The following is a 24,591-nucleotide window of genomic DNA, read 5'->3' as shown; positions in this document are numbered from 1 at the left end:
AGGAAAAATAATTAGCCTTCCATGGCACGGGATACTTGTATCTCGGCAACTATAAAGCTTTGGCTGGAGCAACGGACTGATTAAGCCAAATTTTTTAATAGTAATACTGCTTCGGCGCTCTACCCTTTTTCTCGATGACTTTCGGTTCCGTATATTTTCCTTCTTCCTTGACAATCGATTCGACCTGACACTGAAACCGCCAATCGTCACCGAAGTCGTAATGAAAAACAAAGGTCATGCCTTCGTGTATCGGCATTTCTCCGAGAGTCATATCATCGGCCCAAAAATCGCCGTCATCGCCGAAAGGATGCATGACCGCCTCGTTTATCCCCAGTTCGTTTTTATAAACGAACTCGTACAAATGATCGTCATCGAAATTGAACGCGTCCAGAATACTCGACGCCAAATTGTCGAGAAACGTATCGTGAGGGACAGCCAGTTTTCGCAGCGCATCACGCACCTTGACGGCGATCACCGAATAGCCTTCCGTCAAGACCTCTCGCTCCTTTATCAGCAAGCGGTTTTGCCAATCCGGAACAAGCGGTTTCAAATCCTTGGCGCAAAAATCGTACAATTCATCCGATAAATAATCTCCAGTTTCATTCATGAAGCGAGAGACAGCATCGCCAAGATAAGTGAGCATTACTTTGCCAAACGCGGAGAAACCAACTTGCATGTTTTCCGTATCGACACTCTTATTCGATTTTTTCGGCACGGCCTCAATAAAACCGAACAAAGCCAGCAATGCAATATTATAGGCTCCGTAATAACGAGATTCAGTCACAAGAGAGAAGTGGCCTCCTTGGCTCGCTGCCCGATAAATATAAAGGGCATTCAAAAAACTCGAACCATAGATTACTGAACGTTCGCCGAGTAATTCTTCCTCGCCGCGTGAAACCCAAAAAAACAACAATGAAAAATAGCGTTCCGCGGCATTGAGGCTCCGCCAAGAAGTCAATATGTCCTGATCGAGCACGATTAGAGTTTTACTCTTTTGTTCGACCAAGCGTCCCAAACCGGACACGCGCAACAATAAATACAATCCATGGATGACGGGAAACGCCTTTTGTTGAGGCCGTTTCAATTCGGTTTCGACAGGCCGCGTCATCCGTTCATTGAGTTCAAACAAGTATTTCATGCCGATATGCTGGGTCGTCTTGGTCACTTCGATGCCATCGCTCCCAATGAAATCCAACAGCTCCTGAAAATCCTTCAACAGGGTGCCGGGTAGGGTATCGCTGAACGCCTGATTTTTTATGATCTCGGCATCTTCGGGCGATAAAAATCGGTTTTTGTTGTTCATGTCAATTCTCTGGTAAACATAACTATCACATTAGCGAGTAGCCTGGATGTAACGTAGTGGATTTCGAAATAATCCGAGCCGCAAGCTCCATCCGGGCTACACGCTGTCCGAATGAGCGCTTTTTGAAGGATCAGATTGGAAAAAGACGCTTGTCGGGTTCGAAATCGAGGCGGCGCGCTCGTTTGACAATCCCGGAGAATGTCGAGTGCTTGGGATTGACGATAAAATTCCATTCGCGGGGCACGATAACGCTCGGCACCAACAAGGCCAAGCCGGAGCCTTCGGACAACCACGCATCGCCGATTGACGCGGTTTCCGGAGGCGCCGGTTCGTCGCGCCAACAGGGCGGCAATTTTTCGGCGTCGAGATAGGCGACGTCCTGTTTCGGCAATTGCAGTTCGAACAGCGCGTAATGCGTCAAAAATTGCTGTTTGTCGAGATGAACCAGTATTTCCAATATCGCGAGCGATTCAGAGCCTGCCAAATAGACGCAGGCCTTGCCTCGGCTATTCCAGCGTCCGCCGTAACGTTTCGCACACTCACCGTCGAAAGCGCTATCCACCCATTTTTGCTTGACGATTCGATAGGCTTTAATGCCGCTCAAATCACCACTCCATGTTCGAGTCGGCCGATTAAATCCAAGACCGCCTCGGTTTCGGCGGTCGTGGCCAACATGTCGATCGGCCGCCGCCCGCCCAAACCTAGCGCGGGCTTGTTCAGCCAGTCGCGCGACGCATTGATGTCGCCTTCGAACAAATCGACGGCCGCCTTGAGCAATTCGGCCAAACGATAAAGACGGTCGCTCTCTTGTTGGTTAAAACGCCCGGCCTTCGCGCGCCGTTGCAGCGTCGCGGGTGCAATCAGCGCATATTTAGCCAGCTCTTTCTTCTCGAGGCCGGCGAGCTCGGCAAGTTTGCCGTACACGCTAAACGACAAGCCTTTATGCAGGGCGTCATGAAGCTTAGCGCCCCGCGCCGGCATGCCGATTCTGCGCCAAAAATCGAATTCGTCTTGAGTTTCCGGATTGTATGCGTTCAATATAGCCGTCATCGTGACGCCTCACCATCAATTGATTATCTCGGAATATATCAATCTGTCTTACAAGCGTCAAACAAGTCCTATTGAAATCGATCGAATTCGTTAATGAATAGGCTTTAACATCACACGGTCGCCGATGCCTGCTAACAATCCGCTATCGAACCGTCCCGGCTCCTTAGAGAATAAATTAGCCGTACCGCAAGCCACGCCCAGTTTCAATGCGGCCTCCTCACCCAGACCTTGTCTCGCCGCGACCGCCAAACCGGCTACCAACGCATCGCCGCAGCCGACACGACTGACGATTTGTTCCGGCGCTGTATTCAGATAGGCCGATACCGCCATATTCTCACTGACGACTATGCAGCCGTGCTCGCCTCGCGAAACATAAACCCGATGAATGCCTTGACCGACCAGTTCTCTTGCGGCCTCGGCGATACTGCGTTCGTCCGGCAAGGACTTGCCGAGCAAGGCTTCGAGTTCTTGTTGATTCGGCTTGATTGCATCAGGCTTGGCTTCGATGCCGCGACTCAAGCCGGGGCCGCTGGCATCCAAAAAGGACATCATCCCGTGTTCACGGCAGACTTCGATGAGATTTCGATAGAAATCGTCCGGCGCGCCAGGCGGCAAACTGCCGGAAATGATCACGATAGCGCCGGGCTCGGCATGAGACTCGACGGTTTCGCGCAAGCGGCGGCAATCGTCTTGCGTCACGCGAAACCCTGCGGTACGTATATGAGTTTCCCGGCCGCTCGCCGAATCATGCAGGGTAATGTTGGTGCGCGTCTTGCCGGAAACTACGGTCAAATCGGTTGTGAGCCGCTCGGTTTGCAAGGCATGAAACGCATCGATCGAGCGTGCTCCCGCAAAGCCCAAACATAAAACCGCATGACCCAGCGACTCGACGGCCTTCGCGACATTAATGCCTTTGCCGCAGGTGAATTCCTCGGCGCGTTCGGCCGACAGCGTTTCGCCCGGCACAAAACTTTCGACCTCGAGCAATAAATCGGTCGCCGTATTGACGGTCACGGTAATGATTTTCGCCATATACGACCACTCAAACCCGCTTGAAAATCAATGAGGTATTGATGCCGCCGAAGGCGAAATTGTTGCTCATCAAATAGTCGCATTCGAGCCTACGCACAGCCCCTTGAATATAATCGAGCTCCGCGCATTTAGGGTCTATAGCGTCCAAATTTGCAGTCGGATGGAACCAGCCTTCGTTCATCATCCGGACCGCCGCCCAGGCTTCGATCGAGCCGCAAGCGCCGAGCGTATGGCCGGTATAACTTTTCATCGAGCTGATCGGAATCTTGTTACCCAACACGGCCGCCGTAGCATGACTTTCGGCGATGTCGCCCAGCTCGGTCGCGGTGCCGTGCGCGCTGACATAGCCGATTGCCGAGGTATCCAGGCCCGAATCTTGAAGCGCCAATTGCATCGCGACCTGCATGCTGGCGCTGTCCGGTTGCGTGACATGCAAACCGTCGCAGTTAGTGCCGAAACCGACGATCTCGGCATGGATCGTCGCACCTCGGCTTAAGGCATGCTCGCGCTCTTCTAGAATGAAGGTGCCGCCGCCTTCGCCGATGACCAGGCCGTCGCGGTCCCGGTCGAACGGACGTGGCGATTTATCCGGTTCGTCGTTACGCAGACTGGTCGCGAACAAGGTATCGAATACCGCCGCTTGCGAGGCGGACAATTCGTCGCTGCCGCCGGCGATCATCACGGTCTGCTGGCCATGTTTGATCGCTTCGTAGGCATAACCGATACCCTGACTACTCGATGTGCAGGCGCTCGAGGTCGGAATGATGCGGCCGTTGACGCCGAAATGCAGACTAATATTGACCGGGCAAGTATGTCCCATCATTCGGATATAGGATGTCGCGTTCAAGCCGCCCTTGTCGAAATTCAGCAGCATCTTGGTAAAGTCGATCAAGCCGTCGAAACTACCGGACGAACTGCCGTAAGAAACGCCGGTGCGACCGCTTTTTAAAACCGGGTCATCCATTAATCCGGCATCCTGCAAGGCCAGTTCGGTGGCATAGGTTGCCAGCATCGCGACACGGCCCATGCCCCGCACTTGTTTGCGCGAATAATGCGCGGGCCGCGCGAAATCGACCGGGCCGCCGAGACGGGTGTTCAAGCCCTTGTATTTATCCCAGTCGTCCATCCGACGAATGCCGGTCTTTTGCGCTTTCAGATTATCGGCGACCGTCGACCAATCGTTGCCGATCGGCGTGATCGCGGCCATGCCGGTTACCACGACGCGTTTCATCAGCATAGCCCTCCGTTAACCGAAATCACCTGCCGGGTGATATACGCGGCTTCCTCGGACAATAAAAAACCGACCGTGGCCGCGACTTCATCGGCCGAGCCGACCCGGCGCATCGGAATCATTTTTTTGATTTCGTCGAGCGGCAACTCGTCGAGCATTTCGGTATCGATCAAGCCCGGCGCGACGCAATTGACCGTGATATTGCGTTTGGCCAGTTCCAATGCCAACGCCTTAGTCGCGCCTATGATTCCGGCCTTCGCGGCGCTATAATTGACTTGACCGCGATTGCCGATCAGGCCCGAAACCGACGACAATGTCACGATGCGGCCGGGCTTGCGCCGTCGAATCATCGGCATGATCAGCGGGTTCAAGACATTATAAAAACCGTCTAAATTGGTATGCACGACACTGTCCCACTCCTCGCCGGTCAAGGCTGGAAAGGCGTTGTCGCAGGTTACGCCAGCATTGCAGACCACGCCGTAATAAGCACCGTGTTCGTCGATATCTTGCTCGATAGCCTCGGCGCATTGTTTACGATCGGCCAGATCGAATTGCAAAATACGGGCTGCGCGGCCGATTGCCTCGATTTCCTGCGCGACTTGCTCGACCTCGCTTCGGCGGCTGCGGCAATGAACGACCACATCGTAACCCTTACGCGCCAGATACAAAGCGATTGCCTTGCCGATTCCTCGGCTTGAGCCCGTCACTAAAACTGTTTCATTCATGCTGTTTCTTTATTTCGTAAATGACCCGATTGATTGCCGTATCGGGTTGATAAACACTCAGTTTAGCCGAAATTTCCACACCGTCGCCGGTCACTCGGCAATCGAACACGCCCAAGCCTTGATCCTGTATAAGGCGTTTGACCGTAACGACCAGTACCGTTCCGGCGGCAAACCGGCTCACATTGCTATAATAACGCCGCGTACCCAATAAAAATCCGGGATTGAGCGGTTTTCCTGCCAGACGGCACATCAAGCCGCCATGCGCAGCAACCGTTTGCGCCATGTATTCGATACCCAACCAAGCCGGAACGCCAGTATCATCGCCGAACAGACCGTCGCCTCGCACGGTTACTTGCGCGGTCATCGACTCGTCATCGTAGGTTAGCACACAATCCAACAACATCATCTTGCCGGCATGCGGCAATAATTGGTCTATGGAATACGCGATCATACGCGCGACGCGACGATCGAAATGTTATTACCGCCGAAGGCGAAGGAATTGCTTTGGCAATGTTCGATCCGCCTGCCCAGCCTTTGGCCGGACTTGACCAGATTTAATGCCGGCAAGGTTTCATCGAATTCGTCGTCACTGCTATTCGGCGGCATCGCCCCCCCTCCATCATCGCTATTCAGCAACAGCCAACACAGGCCCAGCTCGAGTGCGCCGGCCGCGCCTAAGGCGTGCCCGGTCATGCCTTTGGTCGAGCTAGCCGCGACCAATCGGCCGAACACTTCGGCGACCGCCGCGCTTTCCATCGCATCGTTCAACGGCGTGGCCGTGCCATGCAGATTAATATAGTCTATTTGCTTAGGCGTCATCCCAGCCTCGTTCAATGCCGTTTGCATCGCTTTGACCACGGCCTCGCCGCCGGGGTCGGGCGCGGAAAAATGATAGGCGTCGCTGCTGGCACCGATTCCTGCGAGCCTGACGGGGCCTTCATCCCGACTCAAGACGAACAAGGCTGCGGCTTCCGATAAATTGATGCCGTCCCGGTGCTTGCCGAAAGGCTTGCACAAGCCCGCCGATACCGACTCCAAGGCCGCGAAACCGTTCACGGTGAAGCGACACAGACTATCCGCGCCGCCGACGATGACGGCATCGCAAATATCCAACTCGATCAATCTTCGAGCCGAAGCGAAAGCCCGGCCGCTGGAAGAACAAGCCGTCGATACCGAATAGGCTGGTCCTTTCAAATCGAGCCGGTGCGCCAAAAAATCGGCTCCGCCAGCCAATTGCTGTTGCTTGTAATGAAATCCGAACGGTTTTTCGAGACCGCCGGCAACTGCGGCAATCGCCAGCTCGGTATTTCTGACACCGGAAGTGCTGGTGCCGATCACTACGCCGATTCGATCCGCGCGGTATTTCCGTTTGATGCGGTCGACGCCCACCTGAATTTGGCTCAAGGCGGCGAGTAACAAGCGATTGTTTTTGCAATCGTAAACGCTGTATCGTTTTTCGATTTCGGGCAGTTCGGCACGAATCTCACCGACATAAAACGGCTTACCCGGCGAGTATTCATCGGTCTTGATCAAGCCGGAACGGTCTCCCGCCAGCAGTCTCGACAACATTTCGGAACCATTGCTACCGGCCGCCGATAGGATACCGAGATCATTGAGATATAAGGTCATTTTCTCAAGGCTCGCGGCACAATTCGACTAGGGTCTTCAACCGGGGGCCTGAATTTTTGACATACGGATTGTTTTCATCCCAAACATAGCCGGCCAGAATCGAACAAATCATTGCTTTGATATTGGGCTGTTGCTGTTGATAAAGCACCACATCCTGCAAGCCGCCGTCATACCATGAGCTGACGAAGGTGCGGAAGGTATCGACGCCTTTTTGCAAGGGTTCGGCAAATTCCTGCTGCCAATCGACCGCCATGCCGCCGAGCTGCCGGTCCAATACCTCGGCGGCAAGACTTGCCGATTTCATTGCGATCGTGACGCCCGAGGAAAAAACCGGATCGAGAAACTCGCCGGCATTGCCCAATAGCGCGTAGCCTTTGCCGTAAAGGCTTTTGACGTTGGTGCTATAACCGCCGATGCTGTTGACCGGCGTATCGAACACCGCATGATGCAACAGCGCCGACAAGCCCGGCTCTTCATCGATGAATCGGCGCAGTACGGTTTGCGGCTGGCGGTCAGAAACATTCAGTAGCTTCGCTTCGCCGACCACGCCGAGACTACAGCGCCCGTTGCTGAACGGAATCAGCCAATACCAGACATCGGTTAATTCGGGATGCACGATGATGCGGATTTTGTTGCGATCGTAGCGCGGATCGTCGATCCTGTCTTCGATATGCGTGAACACCGCTTGCCGCACCGGAAACCCGGACGGCTTTTCCAAATCCAACAAACGCGGCAACACCCGTCCGAAACCGCTGGCATCGAGCACGAAATCGGCGGTCATGCGGTAGCGCTCATCGCTGTCCCTATCCTTGACCGTCAACACCGCTTGCTCGCCGCTGAAGTCGGCCTCGACGACTTCCTGACGCCAGCGTATGCCCACGCCCATACTTTGCGCCTCCGCAGCTAGCAACGCATCGAAGCGGTCGCGTTGCACTTGATAGGTCGAATCGAAACCGGATGTGAATTTGTCGGCGAACCAGAACTCGCAGTGCTTGTCTTGAAATAAAAACGCCGCGCCGTCCTTCAATTGAAAACCGGCATTACGCACGGCATCGAGCATGCCGGCCTGTTCGATGAATTCCATGCATTGCGGCAGCAGGCTTTCGCCGATGCTGAAGCGCGGAAAAGCCTCCCGCTCCAAGATCACGACCCGGTATCCTTTGTTATTGAGCAATGCCGCGGCAATACTGCCCGCAGGGCCCGCTCCGATAATAACGATATTGCCTTTTTCAGCTCTCATGCGGACCCGCCTGTATTGCCATTGCTAACCTATTAAGTTGCTATTAAAGAATGTAGCCCGTATGCAGCATAGCGTAATACAGGAATAGCGTGGCTCCGAGCTTCCCGGATGGAGCGCAGCGCAATCCGGGCTGCTTGATCAATGCGGCCTTGATCCCATTTATTGTGACCTGGTATTCTCGGCCGCCCCTCACCTAACGTTAGGTGAGGGGCGATCTAGGGATCGCTCCCACGGTGTATCAATCACTCGCCCGCGTGATGTTCAGCGCCCAATCCTAAAGGTTATCGCCCTTTTCCGTGACTATGCCTGCCCTAATCGGCTATCATTTAACCGACAGATTATACCTTATAAACGAACATGGAATAACTTCTTCAAATGTTGGAAGGAGGTTCGGTGGCTCGATTGACAGGTGTCGGCGGCAAGGATAGCCGCCGTCAAGCCTACATGGACGTATTCACCCAGCACCTAAATTCCATAGCCTAATGGCCATGATTAAGTCTTTTGGATAATTTAGGTGCTGGGTTCACGGCGTCCTGTCTGGCGAGTCACCGAACCTCCGCAAAACCTCCTGTTTCGAGAAGTTATTTTGTGCATATTCCTTACCTGAGTCATGAAAAAGAAACTGCGCGACTTTATCTTTCAAGAGCTCGTTTTCGTCGCCGAGCCGAATCAATTCGGCGACGACGACGATTTGCTCGAAGCGGGCCTGGACAGCATGGGCATCATGCGCTTGATTATGTACATCGAAAACGAATTCGGTGTGACCCTACCCGATACCGAAATCGAACCGGACAATGTGCAATCCTTTAATGCATTGGAACGCTGGATCTTAAGGCATAAAAACGCATGAGCGTCGATAAGTCCGCTATTTTGGAAAGGCTGAATCCGGCCGACAGTTTCACGTTGGCGATGGATGAAGAAATCCGCCGCGACGGCTTAGCCGGCAGTTTGGCGTGTTACGGACTGGAACTCGCCAATATTCCGGACATCGACGCATTGCGACAACGGATCGACGAATTTGGCCGACGTTTTCCGGTAGCCCGTGCCAGCCTGAGGCAAATCGGCAAGCGTTTCTATTGGTGCAAGCGATCCGATCCACCCGACTTGTTTTTTCGTCATCATTGCCCGGCCGGCGCAAATGAAGCGGAATTCCGGCGCGCTACTGTCGACCGAATCATGAACGAGAGACAGCCTCGGGAGAGCATCGCGCCGCTCGAGTTTCATCTCTTGACCGGGCCGTCCGAAACCGTTTTTGTGATGCGCTGGCTGCATCCTTTTTGCGATGCGCGCGGCGCGGATCTGATCATCAAATATCTGTGTACCGCCGGTCCCGAACAACGCCAACGATTCGGCCACCCCGAAACCGGTCCGCTGGTGTTCGAACAATTACGAAAATACCGCTGGTGGCAAAAAATTTCGCTCCTGCTGAAAGGCAAACGCTATATCGACAGGCTGGATAGACTGAGCAGTATTCAGCCGTTGCGCCACGAACAGCCTCCGCAACGCCTCGAGTTTGCGATTCGAAGACTCAGCGAGGAACAAACAGAACGGATCGTCAAACTGGCTAGACAACAGGTCGGCTTGACCGGCACCAGCCTTTATTACATCGGCTGTCTGATGCGCGCCCTCGACAAATGGCGCCCCGACAGCCCGGGCGAGGCTTATTGCGTGCCTTATGCATTCAATTTGCGCAAACAGCGCGCCTTATCGCCGGTAACCGGCAATCATCTCAGCGCACTGTTCGCACAGGCACCTCGAGGAGTCGTCAAGGACCGGCAAAAACTGTTTGAACATTTGAAACAACAAAACACTCAGGTGATTCGTCAACAAGAAGACTATGCCTTTCTACCCCTGATGTGGGCCGGCAGTTGGCTGTCGCTGGCCGAATACGGCAAGACGTTGAGACTGTCTTACGGTTCGGGCCAAGAGCGCAGTTCGTTTTGGTTTTCCGATATCGGCCGTCTGGACCTTCCTGCGGACAGTTTCCCCGGCGCCGAAATCACCGGCGTATTTCATGCCTGCCAGGTCACGTCGCCGCCATCGCTGGCTTTTCTGAACTGTATTTTCCGTAACCGTTTGACCTTGAGCTATAACTATGTCGAACCGATAGGCAATGCCGAAACCATCGATGAATTGCATCGATTGATGCTGGCGGAACTTCTGGGAGAGACGGATTGAATCGTTTTAAGGATTTGGTCGTAAATAACTTCCTTATTTTAGGGAGGATTCGGTTGCTCGATTGGCAGGTGTCGGCGGCAGGGCAGATTTTTGCTCCTCGGCAATTGCTCCTGCATTGCCCTAATACACGCCATCCATGGCGTAATGCAAAATCTGCATTCACGCCATCCTTGGCAATCAGTCGCCGCCGTCAAGCAAGGACACGGCGTCCTGCCAAGCGAGTTACCGTACCCTCAACAAAGCTCATAGTTCCAGGACGTTATTTATTACGAAATCCTAATTCTCGATCATGCCATTACTGACAGCGTTTGATCGGCAATGCCGAAACACACCGGATCGCCCGGCGCTGACTGAAGCCGAACGTCGACTCAATTACCGCGAAGTCATGGAGTCCACTGAACGCCTTGCCGCCCATCTCGCCGCGCGGATCGAGCCCGGCGCTCGCGTCGCGCTGGCATTGGACCGCGGTATCGATGCGGTCATCGCGATCTTGTCGGTTCTGCATTGCGGTGCCTGTTATATCCCGCTGGACATCAAAAATCCGGCTTCACGATTGCGTTTCATCGTCAACGATGCCGGCGTCCACGGCATTATCGGAAAAGGAAGCTGTCCCGATTGGCTAGACACGCCGACGCTTTGGCTCGATATCGAGCAACTGCCCGATATCGCCACGCCTATAAAGCCGCAGTCGGTAATCGATCCCGAAGCCTTGGCGGCGATTCTGTATACGTCGGGTTCGACCGGCACACCTAAAGGCGTCGCCTTAAGCCATCGCGCGATGCATAATTTCGCCGATTGGGCGGCAAACACGTTCAAGCTCAATGCCGACGACCGCATCGCATCGCTGGCGCCGTTTCATTTCGACTTATCCGTATTCGACCTATTCAGCAGTCTGAGCGCCGGCGCCTGCGTGTATTTCGCACCAGCCGGCCTGACCTTGTCGCCCAGCCGGCTGACGGACTGGCTGCGTGAACAGCGCATCACCGTGTTTTACACGGTACCGTCATTGCTCGGTTTCATCGCGCTTAAAGGTGGATTAACCGACCATCCGTTGCCGGATCTAAATGCGATACTGTTCGCAGGCGAAGTATTTCCGACGCCTCAATTGAAAAGGCTCTGCGAATTGCTGCCCGATACCGATTTTTACAATCTCTACGGCCCGACCGAAACCAATGTCTGTTGTTATTGGCCGGTCGATCGCAAACGCCTCGCCAACGAACAACCGATACCGATCGGCCATCCTGCTTGCGGCTCGGAATTAAAGATCGACACAGAAACCTGCGAATTGCTGGTAAAAAGCGCCAACAATCTGTCGGGCTACTGGCAGCAAGGCCGATTAATCGATGCGCTATCGGATGACAGCTATTACCGGACCGGCGATAAAGTCTCGCTGAACGAACGAGGCGAATATTGCTATCACGGTCGTCTCGACCGCATGCTCAAATGTTCGGGCTACCGGGTAGAGCCGGCAGAAATCGAAGCGCTGCTCATGCAGTGCCCGGAAGTCGCTCACTGCGCGGTGGTCGGCATCGAGGACAGCGCCAGCGGACAACGCCCCGCCGCTGCTCTGGTTTTGCGTCCCGGCGGCCAATTGAATGCGATCGTCAAAACAGTCAAACAAGCGCTACCGGCCTACATGCAGCCGTGCCGATTTAGTGTGATGGATACTTTGCCTCTGCTAGACAATGGCAAGACCGATTATCAAATCTTACAACGCCAACTGGAGCGATACTGAATGGATATCGGCAATCTACCTGCCGCCGGCGGAAACCAAGCCGCACGGGCACGTTTTCATCATTGCGCCGATATTGGCCTATTGAAACATGCGGTGCCGCAAAGCCACGGCGGTCAAGGCAACCATTTTGCCGACCTGGTACAGGCCCATGAACAACTCGGCAAAGCCTCCCAGGACCCCGGCTTATTGTTATCGATCAACGCTCATCTGTGGGGCGCCGTTTTCCCGATGCTGAACTACGGAAATGCCGAACAGCAGGCGGCTTATCTAAAGCACCTGCTCGACGGCAGCCGTATCGGCGGCCATGCGATTACCGAACCGCAAGCCGGCTCCGATCTTAATGCGTTGACAACGACCGCAGAACAAACCGGCGCCGAATTTATACTAAACGGGCATAAACGCTATATTACCAATACGCCGATCGCCGATTTTCTGGTCGTCTATGCCCGTATTGGCACTCAATTGTCCGCCTTCATCGTGCATGCCGACGACCCCGGCGCCGATTTTCTCGATACGCCTCAAGTCTCCGGCTGCAAAAACGCCACGATGGGCGATGTGCTTCTTAACGATTGCCGGATTCCTCTCGACCGGCAACTGGGTAAGACCGGCGCCGGCAACATGATGATTCAGCAAGCGTTGGAATTGGAGCGGGCCTTTATTTTCGCCGGCATCTGCGGCGTGATGGAGCGGCAATTGGAAAGCGTGATTCGGTTTAGCCGCGAACGCAGAGTCAACGGCGCGCATCTTGGCAAAAATCAGGCGATCAGCCATACAATCGCCGAGATGAAAACCCGGCTGGACACGATCCGGCTTTGGGTGAACGAATGCGCGCGCCTGAAAGATCAAAAGCAACGCATCACGCTGGCCAGCGCGCAGACCAAGCTCTTCGCCGCCGAAGCCTTTCTGCAATCGAGCCTGGACGCGGCGCATATTTTCGGCGCCTACGGCTTGCTCGAAGGCGGTCAACAACTCGAACTAATCCAGGACGCCCTCGCCAGCCAGCTATTCTCCGGCTCGTCCGAAATCCAGAAAAACATCATCGCGGCTTTATTGGGTACGGGCGACGGCTATCGATAAAACAGTCATTCCGCATATTCTCCGAGGAGCATAGAGGTGCAGTACTTCACACGTCCACATTTTCGGCTTTAAATCGCATTCTTTTGTCCGGTAGCAGTGTGTCGCTAAAACATTTTCATAACATTCGTTTAACGCCTGCCTTCGCCCCTTGCTCCTGGTTCAAATAGCTTCCTGATTAGCAAGATGCTTCAGCTTGCCGAAGCCAAGTGTCCGAGCAAGGGCCAGTCTTAGTCGCAAAAACTAAAATATGCTGTTACCCAAGCTCCAGCTTGGGTAACCTGTTCAGGAAGCTCTAGCTTCCCGACAATCAAGAAAGATTGAACGAGCGAGCGAGTCGGGGTTGATTGAGAGTGAGCGGAGGTTATGTCAGTCTCAGGAAGTTCTTGCCCTGAGCCCTTCGGCTGCGCTCAGGAGAGCCTTGTCGAAGGGGGAGCTTCCGAGGTGTTTTTCCCAAGCTGGAGCTTGGGAAAGAGCGTGAAAGTGCGAGGGATAGTGCCGTAGGGTGCGCATCGCGCACCGTTCCACGGCAACGAACCCGACGATAGGCGCCCGACCCAGGTGCGCGATGCGCACCCTACACCTAGCGTTTTATAACCTATGATCACCAACAAATTCCAAGATATTTTGAGATTAAAAAGCGGGAATGCAAAGATTAGCTAAAATGGCTTTTTTCGACAGCCTAGATGGATGCTCAAATAAGCTTTCGCGAAAGTAGCAGGTGTTAAAACGCTAGAGTTTTTTAACTCCATTTATTGATGGCTCTTTTCCAACTGTCTCGCCTTCGCTTTCATTAACCTAATATCAACACGCCTAATAACGGCTATTGTTTCCACATCCTCAATATCTAATAATTAGATATACAAATCTAATTATATCGTTTTATTTGTCTCCGCTATTTCATTAACATTCGCACAACACCAATTCACAACATAAACACAAAGTTTAAGTGAAGAACGGAAATTGTATGAACAACCCATTAGATGTTGATTTATCGAAACTGGATAACCACCAGGAAATCGCCGCACACATAGTATCAATTTTGCATGCGATTCGTTTCGGCTCGATTGAGATTGTGATACACGACGGACGCATCGTGCAAATCGACCGGCACGAGAAATTTCGAGTCAAGGCCGTACAGAACAAACATTAAATCCACCGAACCATCGGCGATAGATATATAAATTTAGCGGTTGACTGACCGGAATACCGGAAGTGACTGTATTTTTTAGGGGGAAACGAACTATGTCAATTTATATAAAAACCGCTGGGTGGCTAGTGGCCGGTGGATTATTAATCCATCCAGCTCACTATGCGACTGCGGCCAAATCAGATGAACACGCAACCAGCTATTATGTTGAACCGGGTAGTTACGGTACCAAGCGAGAGACCGACCCGCCCGGCTATGTCCGCAATTTGAGCAAAATCGGAATAAAAGGTACGGAGGATATCACTTGGCTGGATGCCGGCCTGGACTACCGGATGCGTTACGAGCGCCGCGACGACGATTTGCGGCGTCCGACCAGCGGCGGCCTAGACGAACCTCTTCTGTTGCGAACCCGCGCCTATCTCGGCATCAAGAATATTCTCGATCCGTTGCGCGCCGTTGTCGAATTCGAGGATGCGCGTGTTTATAACAGCGACTTTCCTCGTTCCAATCGGGAAGTTAACGAATTTGAACTGATCCAGGGTTATGCGGAATTGCATTTCAAGGACGCACTGGGTTACGACGACCGCGGCAACGCCAGACCCGCTTATCTCCGGGCGGGGCGCATGGCATTTGAATTTCTGGATCGGCGTTTGATCGGCCTTAACCGCTGGCGCAATACCACCAATAACTTTCAAGGCTTTCGTGCCAGCCTAGGACAAGACGCCAATGATTGGGCGCTCGATTTACTGGCTTTGCAGCCGTTGACCCGACTGATGACAGATTTCGACAAGCCGAACCAGGATCAGTGGTTTTCGGCGGCGATCGGCCACTGGCGCCAGTGGTCCGACATTGTCACGATCGAGCCCTATTACATGGCGCTCAGACAAGACGCTGACCCAAGTAATGGCAACCGTAAACGAGACATTCACGGAACGGGACTTCGCCTGTACGGTTGGGTGGGCGATACGGGGGTCAATTACGACTTGAGCGGCATGTATCAATTCGGTCGTGACGGCGGACAACAACACGACGCCTATATGGTCACAGCCGAACTCGGTTATACCTTCAAGCAGCATCCATGGAAACCTCGGATTAGCGCATTTTACGGTCATGTCAGTGGCGACAAAGACCCTAACGACAACAAGAATAACCGTTTCGAACGCTTCTTCGGATTTGCCCGTCCTTGGTCGTCCGATGATTACATGGTGCCGGAAAACCTGATTGCGCCGAAAGTTAAAATCGAATTCGAACCGATCAAGGGGTTGAAAATCGACGGGGGCTACAGCGCATTCTGGTTGGACAGCAACACCGACCGATTCAGAAACCTACTAGGCGGCGCCAATAACCGAGACCAAACCGGCAACAGCGGTGATTTTTTAGGACACGGGCTTGACATCCGAGCACGCTATAACTTGACGCCTTATTTGGCTGCCAATGTCGGTTACACCCATTTCACCTTCGGAGACTTCACACGTAACCGACAAGAAGCGGCCAATGGCAATAGTTCGGATGACTCGGATTTCGTCTATGTCGAACTGAGTTTCAATGCATTGGATATTTTTCAATAACAGGCAAGGTAAATAACAATGAATAAAAAAACAGCTTTAAAAACAGGATTATTGGCATTCAGTCTTTTGGTCGGTAGCGCGGCCCAGGCTGACCGATCACTTTTGAATATTTCCTACGACCCGACCCGGGAGCTGTATCAGGCGTTTAACAAAGCATTTATCGCCGATTGGAAGGCCAAAACCGGCGAAACCGTCACGATACAACAATCACACGGCGGCGCCGGTAAACAGGCACGCGCGGTCATCGACGGACTGGAAGGCGATGTCTTAACCCTGGCCTTGTCCTACGACATCGACCAGATTGCCAGACTATCCGGAAAGCTCGACAAAGACTGGCAAAAGCGTTTGCCGAACAACAGCGCGCCTTACACCTCGACCATCGTGTTTCTGGTGCGCAAGGGTAACCCGAAAGGCATCAAGGATTGGGACGATCTGATCACGGACGGCGTGGCGGTCATAACGCCGAACCCGAAAACCTCCGGCGGCGCCCGTTACAACTATCTGGCCGCTTGGGCCTTCGCCGAGAAAAAATACGGCAGCCCGGAGGCTGCCAAGGATTTCGTCAAAAAGCTTTATAAAAACGTGCCGATTTTAGATTCTGGAGCGCGCGGCTCGACCACCACTTTCGTTCAGCGCGGCATCGGCGACGTGTTACTAGCCTGGGAAAACGAAGCCTTCCTGGCGGTCAATCAATTAGGGCCCGATCAATTCGACATTGTCGTGCCGCCGACCAGTATTCTGGCGGAAACGCCGGTCACGGTGCTCGATAAAGTCGCCGAAAAACACGGCACTACCGACCTGGCCACGGCTTATCTGGAATACCTGTATTCACCGGTCGGGCAAAAGCTGGCGGCGAAATATTATTACCGTCCGTTCCAATCGGAGCATGCCGATCCGAAAGATTTGGAGCGCTTTCCGCAAGTGGAACGGCTTTCCGTGGATGAGGTCTTCGGTGGTTGGCACAAGGCGCAGGCCGAGCACTTCGATGACGGCGGCACCTTCGATCAGATTTATGCGCCGTAATATCCCATATCGTTCCCACGCTCCAATGTGGGAATGCATACCGATCTTGCCTCGGCAGCCAAAGTATGGATTCCCACGGAGGACCGTGGAGACCAGGAAACGACAGCTTTATCGTCATAAAAAACGGATGAGAGATATCACACCGCTGTTTTTTGCAATTTATTAAAGGCTACCGAAATGCCACAAAGTCATATTATGCCGGGTTTTCGTCCCACACTCGGGTTTACACTGTTTTATCTTGCGTTGATCGTGCTGATTCCGTTAAGCGCGCTGGTGTTCAAAAGCATGCAACTCAGCCTGGATCAATACTGGGACATACTGACCAATACCCGAGTCCAGGCTTCGTTTCGGGTCAGTTTCGACTCGGCGCTGATAGCGGCCGGTATCGCCGCGCTGTTCGGCTTCATCATCGCCTGGACCTTGGTGCGCTATCCGTTTCCCGGCAAACGCTTGTTCGACGCATTGATCGATCTGCCGTTCGCGCTACCCACCGCCGTTGCCGGCATCGTGCTGGCGGCGATCTACGAACCCAATGGCTGGATCGGCCGTATCGTCATGGACACGCTGGGCGTGCAAATCGCCTATAAGCCCCTTGGTATCGTATTCGCGCTGATTTTTATCGGGCTACCGTTTGTCGTGCGTACAGTCGAACCGGTGTTGCAGGAATTCGACATGGCGATGGAGGAAGCGGCCGCGAGCCTCGGTGCCAATCGTCTGCAAACGTTTATCCGAATCATACTGCCCAACATCCTGCCGGCGACGCTGACCGGTTTCGCGCTGGCCTTCGCGCGCGGGGTCGGCGAATACGGCTCAGTCATTTTCATCGCCGGTAACATGCCCTATGTGTCCGAAATCGTACCGCTGCTGATCATCACGAAGCTGGAGCAATACGACTATGCCGGCGCGACCGCGATCGGACTGACGATGCTGGTCATTTCCTTTGTATTGTTATTACTGGTCAACGCGCTGCAATGGTGGGTGCGCCGCCGCAGCGGCCAACTGTGAGAGACGCTCAAATGAATACAGTGACTACAACTCATGCATACCAACCTAAAACAATCGCGCTTAACGATCCGAATTGGGTTCGTTTTGGCCTGGTCGGCTTGACTTTAGCGTTTATCGGAATGTTTTTGATTCTGCCGCTGGCGACCGTGCTGATCGAAGCCTTCAGCAAAGGCTGGTCGGCCTATAGCGACAGTCTGGTTCATCCCGACACGCTGGCGGCAATACGACTGACGCTATTGACCGCCGCCGTGACTGTGCCGCTGACCACTTTTTTCGGCATTTGCGCGGCCTGGTCCATTGCCCGTTTCGACTTTCGCGGCAAAAGTTTATTGATTACCTTAATCGACCTTCCGTTCTCCGTATCGCCGGTCATCGCCGGTTTGATTTATGTATTGGTATTCGGTGCACAGGGCTGGCTGGGTCCATGGTTAGCCGACTACGACATCAAGATCATCTTCGCGGTGCCCGGCATCATTCTGGCAACCTTATTTGTGACCTTTCCGTTCGTCGCCCGCGAGTTGATTCCATTGATGCAGGAAATGGGGCACGAAGAGGAAGAGGCCGCTTTATCGCTTGGTGCCAGCGGCTGGCAGACTTTTTTCAAGGTCACCTTGCCCAATATCAAATGGGGACTGCTGTACGGCGTACTGCTCTGTAATGCCCGGGCGATGGGCGAGTTCGGCGCGGTGTCGGTCGTTTCCGGCCATATTCGAGGACTGACCAATACCCTGCCGTTGCATGTCGAAATCACCTACAACGAATACGATTTCGTCGGCTCGTTCGCCAGCGCCTCGCTGCTGGCCGGCTTGGCAGTCGTCACATTGATTGTGAAAACCTATTTGGAATGGCGGCAAAAGCAGGATAGAAAAGCTGCATAACATGGCTGCAGCGTAGCCCGGATGGAGCGCAGCGCAATCCGGGAAGTTCGAAGCCGCGTCATTTCCATATTCCGCTACGCCTCATACAGGCTAAATGTTGGATTTCATACTATCCACCTCAGCATAAATAAGACAAATTTGAACGAGAGCATCACGATGAGCATTACTTTAAACAATATCAGCAAACGCTTCGGCAATTTTGCCGCCCTGGACAACATCAACCTGGAAATTCCAGAAGGCGAACTGGTCGCCTTGCTGGGACCGTCCGGCTGCGGCAAGACCACCTTGCTGCGCATCATCGCCGGGCTGGAACAGGCGGACCGAGGCCAGGTTTTATTAAACGGCAGCGATGTCACCGACCAGCCGGTCAAAAACCGGCAAATCGGCTTTGTTTTTCAACATTACGCGCTGTTCCGGCACATGACGGTATTTGACAACATTGCCTTCGGTCTCAGGGTCAAACCGAAAAAGGAACGTCCTAACGAAGCCCAAATCCAGGAAAAAGTACATGCTTTGCTCAATTTGGTGCAATTGGACTGGCTAGCCGATCGTTTCCCTGATCAACTGTCCGGTGGCCAACGCCAACGCATCGCATTGGCCCGCGCCTTGGCGGTCGAACCGTCCGTGTTGTTGCTGGATGAACCGTTCGGCGCGCTCGATGCCAGCGTTCGGAAGGATTTACGGCTGTGGCTGCGGCATTTGCATCATGAACTCAATGTTACCAGCATTTTCGTGACTCACGACCAGGAAGAAGCCATGGAAGTCGCCAGCCAGATCGTCGTGCTCAATCACGGCAAGATCGAGCAAAAAGGCTCACCCAGCGAAATTTACGACAGTCCGAACAACGATTTCGTGTCGCGTTTCATCGGCCATACCAATGTCTTTCAGCTGGAACAGGGCGACAGCGCTTGGCTTGCCGGCGCCGGAATCAGTATCGACGATCCCAAAGGTATCATCGCCCATGTGCGTCCACACAACATCCAAGTCGAAAAACCGCAAGATCCCGCCAATGCCCCTGTTTATCTAAAAGATTGGCAACACCTGGGAGCTATCATCCGTCTGGAATTGAGCAAGGACGGAGTAAACGGCAAGGCAACGACGATCTTTGCGGAAATGCCGAACGAACAATTTCGGGAACTGGCTTTGAACAAAGGTGACCGGGTGTCACTGCATATTAAGCATGCGCATTGGTTTAATTGAACGAATATATGGATGGATGGCGCGTTCAACGATTTGGCCGGTGGTTTCCGAAAACGGTGGGCAAAAATGGAAAGACTCTTATGAGTGGGTACGATCGTATACGCATCAAGCTAAAAACAGCCAACCCGCATCCAGCTATTTCCCAAGCTCCAGCTTGGGAAATACACCCCAGAAGCTCTAGCTTCTAGAGACCGGAACAACCGCAATCAACCCCGACTCGCTTATTCAATCTTCCTTGATATTCGGGAAGCTAGAGCTTCCTGAACAGATTACCCAAGCTGGAGCTTGGTTAACAGCATATTTTAGTTTTTTCGACTACGACTGGCCCCTGCTCGGACACTTGGCTTCGGCAAGCGGAAGCATCTTGCTAATAAGGTTGATTATTAAAACGATATAATTCGATTTATAATTCTAAAAATTAGATATTAAAAACGCTTCAGGCCATCACCTCATGAATCTCAACCAGATTGAATTACTTCGCACCCTGCATGAAAACGGTTTCAACCTCTCCAAGGCCGCCGACAGCATGCATATCGTGCAATCGGCGGTGAGCCGGCAATTACATTTATTCGAGGAGGAACTGGGCTCGCCTTTATTGACAAGAAACGGCAAAAAACTGACCGGTCTGACCGAACTGGGACAAGAGGTATTAGCGCAGGCATTAACCATTCAACAAGCCAAAAAAAATATCCAATCGCTCGCCTCGGAGTACCGCAATGGCGACAGTGGAATTTTGCATGTCGCGACGACGCATACCCAGGCCAAATATTTTTTGCCGAAGCCGATACAACGCTTCCGCGCTAAATATCCCGGCGTCAAGGTTTATATCGTGCAGTCCTCCCCCGACCTCCTGATCGACTTTCTGCATAAGGACCAAGCCGATCTGGCCATTTGTACCGAAAAGGTCGCGGAAGATGAAACCTTGATCATCAAGCCCTGTTACGAATGGCACCATGCCGTTGTCATCCCGAAGGAACATCCGCTGGCTAGCGGGGATTTGACGCTGGAACGCTTGGCATCGTTTCCGATTCTCACCTACTCGCTCGGCTTTACCGGACGTTCCAATATCGAGAAGGCCTTTAACGACCGGGAATTGCAAATGGATGTGGTGCTCGCGGCAGCCGATACCGATATCATCAAAACTTACGTGCGCTTGAGATTGGGTGTCGGCCTGATCGCCAGTATGGCATACGACCCGATAGCCGATACTGATTTGGTAGTCCGCAACTTGTCCGAGCTCATACCCAGCTCGATGACCAAGATTGCCTACTTGCGGCAGAATTATTTACCCGCCTACAGCCGGCATTTTATTGAAGAACTGTTGGATGCCGCCCGAGAAATGAACACCTGAGATCTTGGCTTTATTCCTATTACACTTCAAATCCCGGCATTATCCGGCATTAAAATCCAGTTCGCATAAGTCTTTAGCCGCATGTAACTGCCCGTTAAGCAACATATTTTTTAATTTTTCCGCACGCTGCATGTATTCTTCGGTCAATTCTTTAAATGCCTCCGGCAAATGGTATCGCTCCAATCGCGATAAATGTCCGTCGAAAGCGGCGGACACGCACAGCAAATCAAGCAAAAAATAGCGCTCGTGTTCGGCGACTTCATCCAAGAGTGCTAAAAAATCTTCCCAGTTATCGTATTCTTTTGTCTCATCGATTTCGAAGGTGGAACAGAGCCTATGCAGTAATACCAACATATTCGGATGGTAATGTTGCGCCAATACCATCATGACGGCTACCGCCCTGACCGAACCTTCGCGCGCTTTAAGGCTCAATTGTGCGATGACGTCATCGGTGATGACATTCATCGCAATGTGTTCGGCCAGTTTATTCCCGAATAAGCGCAATCTCGCCTCTCTTGCCACTTTATACAATGTAAAGGCATCCCATAGACCGGTTATCGGAATAGCTACCCAACTAAAGGTCAAGCGTATATCGCCTTTTCCAAAAAAGCGGACCAGTAAAAATTTCACCCCCAGACTACTGAGGATGACTTTCGCTTTATATAAAAGCGTAACTAGAAATAATTTGGATTTGGATAAATGCTTTAGCGGATCGATACCTAAATAACGAATGATCGGATCAGGGACTTCCAGTGCCGCGCGCGCTAAAATATTGGGCACGGCATCATCGCCCGGCAGACAAAAGTCTTTGGTAGCTTGGTTATGCCCGGTTAAGCAGGCAAGGCTGTAGACAATTTTAAGCCCTAACCAAAACAGGACTGTCATTTCGACCGTCAACATCACGATCAGCACTGAACCATACAGCAAATAATAGGCTGCCGTTGTCATTGACGCTTGAAATGTCCATTCTATCCATATGGTCACGAATGTGGTCAGAGCGCCTATGGCAAAGGCGATCACAGCCGCGAATGCCGTGATATTAGTCGACAATGCCTGCAGCGTTGCATCGGGCTGTAAGTCATCGATACTGACATTATGCAATTCGGAAGTGCCGGCTTTTTTAGCCAAAAACCGATAATACCGAACGCCGAGCGTCTCTAGAAAGCCCTCCGGCTCTTCTCTTTGATAGATCGACTTTTTGATCACAGTCTCGGTCATCGTTTTATTCCTTATTCTGTGGAACGTACTCTGTTGTAAATCATGCCCTGTACCTATCGCTCTTCAAATTTCGGCATTAGCGTATGGAGGCGCCGAGGTGTTTACCTCTCGCCTAGTGCAATGTGAGGGCGCAGAGAACCTAGCACATGAACAAAAATCTTGTGCCAGTCTCGTATTTCACTCTCGCAAGCCGCCTAATCGTCAGCACGCGCTGTTTTAAAACGGGCAGTGGCTCCTAACAGACCAACCACGAAGAAAGCCGTACCGACTAAAGTAAACCGCAGATTCGACTCTTGTATGATTAAGTCGTCGGTCGCATAAAGCATGATAATAACGGCGACAGCTCCCCACCCAAGAAATCGCAATGTCGCGTTTACCAGGCATTTACCTAGCGTTTCCGATTCAGTCACTGGCGTGTCCATTCGATAGGCCACAAAACCGCATATCAGCGCAGGCAGGATTCCCCAACGCATATGATCTAAAAAGCTTTCCAAAAAGTTGAAATATTCTCGGCGATAGAAGGTTAACTCGAGTACGAGTGTCGATACCGTGGTACTGACAATAAAACCCATGATCATCATCGTCATGTAAAATCCGTAATAGCGATCGTATTGCTCCCGCTGGCGCCTGAAGGCAAGCGTACGTGAAACAAAAACCAGCGCTAACGGAAGAACATACATCGGCATGACATAGGCGAGCCACCGAAGCGTCGTATAGCTAAAGTGGGCCAAAGGCTTATTCGGAAACAGGAAAGCATTGTGTAACGAAACCGAAATTTCTCGACCCAATATGACTCCGATAGCGGAGGCCGCCATGAAAATCAAAATATACTTATAGGTGTGTTTCAATCGGGCTTCGTGAACATTCCCGCCGAGTTGTTTCACGGTTGCCCAAATATCGTTCTCGCTGGCGCTACCGAACACGATCAAAGAGGCGAGCATGCGGCACAACAAACCGGTGAGTTGATCCAGTTCCTTGATTAACTTGACCGTCTTGGTGTAATGCGGCTCCGCTTCCTTCCAAACCGCCACTTTTTCCGACATGGCATTATAGGAAATACAAATTTCCCCCCATTTCAGAGATGGTTCGTTGAACAATCGACGAAAAGACGACTGATTCGCATAATATTGTATACGATCAAATAGCAGGCAATTATGAGCCCATTTATATTCGACCGTGGCACTGGACATGTCGAAGTCGCCGGGGTCGATACTCGACACCAACAGTCGACTGGCAATTTGCTCTTTCAGTTTATCGTCAACCGCCGATAATCTTGAGGCAATCAGAGCGTTATAGACCTCTACCGCTTTAGTTGGGATGGCAAAAGCATCATGTATGTTGTCTCTCAAAATTAGCAAGGGGTTAATTTTACTTTCCCAAGCGATAAAAAATAAAAATAGCCCGGCGGTAATCAACGGTACGATCGTGGTTCCGTCCAAGCCGTTCAGAAGATCCAACAATTCCCGAGAACGAAGGTTTTTAACGATAAGCGTTATCAACGGCTCCAAGGGCAACCACTGCAAAGTCAGTAATAAATAAAGAGCTGCCATGAGCGTGCAGTACGACACAACGCCTAACCAATAGGTGGTTCTGCGGATAAAATATTGCGGAAGCGTCGGTTCTGCACCTAATTGAATCCGACGTTTTTGGAAGGAACGATAGGCCAGGAATAGTACCGCCACGGTTCCAAGAAACTGCACCGCAAAGTTAATCATAAGTTCAACAGTCATCGTGCGCCTGCTCCTACGTGCTTTTTTTTAAGGTTCGAATAGGGTTGTCATCATAGTCAAAAGACAATGATATCCGTGTCGGCTCTATGGCAGGTCCATACGTTAATGTCGTAATTTGAAGTACGATAGGTATAACCAGCCGAGCGTCCATTGCGGTACCAGTGGAATTATTATACTTGACATGGTGCGACAAGGTCTCTTACTGGTTTCAGAATAAACCGAAACCTGTTGTCGTTCAATTATCCCATCAATCTTGGGATGAAGAGGACCA

22 protein-coding genes are annotated in these 24,591 nt (G+C 52.3%); 11 read left to right on the top strand and 11 right to left on the bottom strand.

The window, feature by feature from the left end; all coding sequences use genetic code 11:
* Nucleotides 1-94: 94 nt before the first annotated feature.
* From ACINK7_RS01490 to ACINK7_RS01450, 9 genes are all read right to left on the bottom strand, one after another.
* Nucleotides 95-1,303 carry a hypothetical protein gene (locus ACINK7_RS01490; protein WP_404359381.1) on the bottom strand — a complete coding sequence of 403 codons (1,209 nt, stop codon included), beginning with the start codon at nucleotides 1,301-1,303 and terminating at the stop codon, nucleotides 95-97.
* Between the two features lie 130 nt (nucleotides 1,304-1,433).
* Entirely contained in the window at nucleotides 1,434-1,907 is a 474-nt protein-coding gene (locus ACINK7_RS01485; RefSeq protein ID WP_404359380.1) for an RES family NAD+ phosphorylase, read from the bottom strand.
* Nucleotides 1,904-2,353, bottom strand: coding sequence for an antitoxin Xre/MbcA/ParS toxin-binding domain-containing protein (locus tag ACINK7_RS01480; RefSeq protein ID WP_404359378.1), 450 nt, complete (start codon nucleotides 2,351-2,353; stop codon nucleotides 1,904-1,906). The genes ACINK7_RS01485 and ACINK7_RS01480 overlap by 4 nt, the downstream gene beginning before the upstream one ends.
* A 90-nt stretch (nucleotides 2,354-2,443) precedes the next feature.
* Complete coding sequence (locus ACINK7_RS01475) at nucleotides 2,444-3,385, bottom strand: 1-phosphofructokinase family hexose kinase (RefSeq protein WP_404359377.1); 942 nt, start codon at nucleotides 3,383-3,385, stop codon at nucleotides 2,444-2,446.
* Between the two features lie 10 nt (nucleotides 3,386-3,395).
* Nucleotides 3,396-4,622: a beta-ketoacyl-ACP synthase gene (locus ACINK7_RS01470; RefSeq protein ID WP_404359375.1), complete on the bottom strand. Its 1,227-nt coding sequence runs from the start codon at nucleotides 4,620-4,622 to the stop codon at nucleotides 3,396-3,398.
* Complete coding sequence (gene fabG / locus ACINK7_RS01465) at nucleotides 4,616-5,341, bottom strand: 3-oxoacyl-ACP reductase FabG (RefSeq protein WP_404359374.1); 726 nt, start codon at nucleotides 5,339-5,341, stop codon at nucleotides 4,616-4,618. The genes ACINK7_RS01470 and fabG overlap by 7 nt, the downstream gene beginning before the upstream one ends.
* Nucleotides 5,334-5,792 carry a 3-hydroxylacyl-ACP dehydratase gene (locus tag ACINK7_RS01460; protein ID WP_404359372.1) on the bottom strand — a complete coding sequence of 153 codons (459 nt, stop codon included), beginning with the start codon at nucleotides 5,790-5,792 and terminating at the stop codon, nucleotides 5,334-5,336. Before ACINK7_RS01460 ends, fabG begins: the two co-directional genes overlap by 8 nt.
* The gene (locus ACINK7_RS01455; protein ID WP_404359371.1) at nucleotides 5,789-6,970 is read right to left on the bottom strand and encodes a beta-ketoacyl-ACP synthase; all 1,182 of its coding nucleotides are present in this window, start codon (nucleotides 6,968-6,970) and stop codon (nucleotides 5,789-5,791) included. Before ACINK7_RS01455 ends, ACINK7_RS01460 begins: the two co-directional genes overlap by 4 nt.
* 4 nt (nucleotides 6,971-6,974) lie before the next feature.
* Entirely contained in the window at nucleotides 6,975-8,210 is a 1,236-nt protein-coding gene (locus tag ACINK7_RS01450; protein WP_404359369.1) for an NAD(P)/FAD-dependent oxidoreductase, read from the bottom strand.
* Nucleotides 8,211-8,820: 610 nt separating this feature from the next.
* On the opposite strand from ACINK7_RS01450, the gene ACINK7_RS01445 reads away from it, so the two are divergent.
* The 11 genes from ACINK7_RS01445 to ACINK7_RS01395 all read left to right on the top strand — a co-directional run bounded on the left by ACINK7_RS01445 (nucleotide 8,821) and on the right by ACINK7_RS01395 (nucleotide 21,372).
* Nucleotides 8,821-9,060 (top strand): acyl carrier protein, encoded by a 240-nt coding sequence (locus ACINK7_RS01445; protein ID WP_017841169.1) that lies wholly within the window; start codon nucleotides 8,821-8,823, stop codon nucleotides 9,058-9,060.
* Nucleotides 9,057-10,388, top strand: a complete 1,332-nt coding sequence (locus ACINK7_RS01440) for a hypothetical protein (RefSeq protein WP_404359367.1) — start codon at nucleotides 9,057-9,059, stop codon at nucleotides 10,386-10,388. Before ACINK7_RS01445 ends, ACINK7_RS01440 begins: the two co-directional genes overlap by 4 nt.
* 289 nt (nucleotides 10,389-10,677) lie before the next feature.
* Nucleotides 10,678-12,123 (top strand): amino acid adenylation domain-containing protein, encoded by a 1,446-nt coding sequence (locus tag ACINK7_RS01435; protein WP_404359365.1) that lies wholly within the window; start codon nucleotides 10,678-10,680, stop codon nucleotides 12,121-12,123.
* Nucleotides 12,124-13,200, top strand: coding sequence for an acyl-CoA dehydrogenase family protein (locus tag ACINK7_RS01430; protein ID WP_404359363.1), 1,077 nt, complete (start codon nucleotides 12,124-12,126; stop codon nucleotides 13,198-13,200).
* 964 nt (nucleotides 13,201-14,164) lie between these two features.
* Complete coding sequence (locus ACINK7_RS01425) at nucleotides 14,165-14,350, top strand: YezD family protein (protein ID WP_404359362.1); 186 nt, start codon at nucleotides 14,165-14,167, stop codon at nucleotides 14,348-14,350.
* Nucleotides 14,351-14,442: 92 nt separating this feature from the next.
* On the top strand, nucleotides 14,443-15,915 hold the full coding sequence (locus tag ACINK7_RS01420; RefSeq protein ID WP_404359360.1) for an alginate export family protein: 1,473 nt from the start codon (nucleotides 14,443-14,445) through the stop codon (nucleotides 15,913-15,915).
* 18 nt (nucleotides 15,916-15,933) lie between these two features.
* Nucleotides 15,934-16,938: a sulfate ABC transporter substrate-binding protein gene (locus ACINK7_RS01415; protein WP_404359358.1), complete on the top strand. Its 1,005-nt coding sequence runs from the start codon at nucleotides 15,934-15,936 to the stop codon at nucleotides 16,936-16,938.
* A 177-nt stretch (nucleotides 16,939-17,115) separates the two neighbouring features.
* On the top strand, nucleotides 17,116-17,943 hold the full coding sequence (gene cysT, locus ACINK7_RS01410) for a sulfate ABC transporter permease subunit CysT (protein WP_404359356.1): 828 nt from the start codon (nucleotides 17,116-17,118) through the stop codon (nucleotides 17,941-17,943).
* An 11-nt stretch (nucleotides 17,944-17,954) separates the two neighbouring features.
* The gene (cysW, locus tag ACINK7_RS01405; protein ID WP_404359354.1) at nucleotides 17,955-18,821 is read left to right on the top strand and encodes a sulfate ABC transporter permease subunit CysW; all 867 of its coding nucleotides are present in this window, start codon (nucleotides 17,955-17,957) and stop codon (nucleotides 18,819-18,821) included.
* A gap of 156 nt (nucleotides 18,822-18,977) precedes the next feature.
* Nucleotides 18,978-20,021: a sulfate/molybdate ABC transporter ATP-binding protein gene (locus tag ACINK7_RS01400; protein ID WP_404359352.1), complete on the top strand. Its 1,044-nt coding sequence runs from the start codon at nucleotides 18,978-18,980 to the stop codon at nucleotides 20,019-20,021.
* A gap of 451 nt (nucleotides 20,022-20,472) precedes the next feature.
* Nucleotides 20,473-21,372 (top strand): LysR substrate-binding domain-containing protein, encoded by a 900-nt coding sequence (locus ACINK7_RS01395; protein WP_404359350.1) that lies wholly within the window; start codon nucleotides 20,473-20,475, stop codon nucleotides 21,370-21,372.
* Between the two features lie 39 nt (nucleotides 21,373-21,411).
* Here the strand turns inward: ACINK7_RS01395 and ACINK7_RS01390 are convergent, their stop codons facing one another.
* Both ACINK7_RS01390 and ACINK7_RS01385 read right to left on the bottom strand, forming a co-directional pair.
* Complete coding sequence (locus ACINK7_RS01390) at nucleotides 21,412-22,590, bottom strand: hypothetical protein (protein WP_404359348.1); 1,179 nt, start codon at nucleotides 22,588-22,590, stop codon at nucleotides 21,412-21,414.
* Between the two features lie 194 nt (nucleotides 22,591-22,784).
* Complete coding sequence (locus ACINK7_RS01385) at nucleotides 22,785-24,320, bottom strand: hypothetical protein (RefSeq protein ID WP_404359346.1); 1,536 nt, start codon at nucleotides 24,318-24,320, stop codon at nucleotides 22,785-22,787.
* Nucleotides 24,321-24,591: the final 271 nt, after the last annotated feature.

It is taken from the genome of Methylotuvimicrobium sp. KM1 (assembly GCF_044788715.1).
Lineage (GTDB): Bacteria > Pseudomonadota > Gammaproteobacteria > Methylococcales > Methylomonadaceae > Methylotuvimicrobium.
This window is presented reverse-complemented; position numbering and strand designations above follow the sequence as displayed.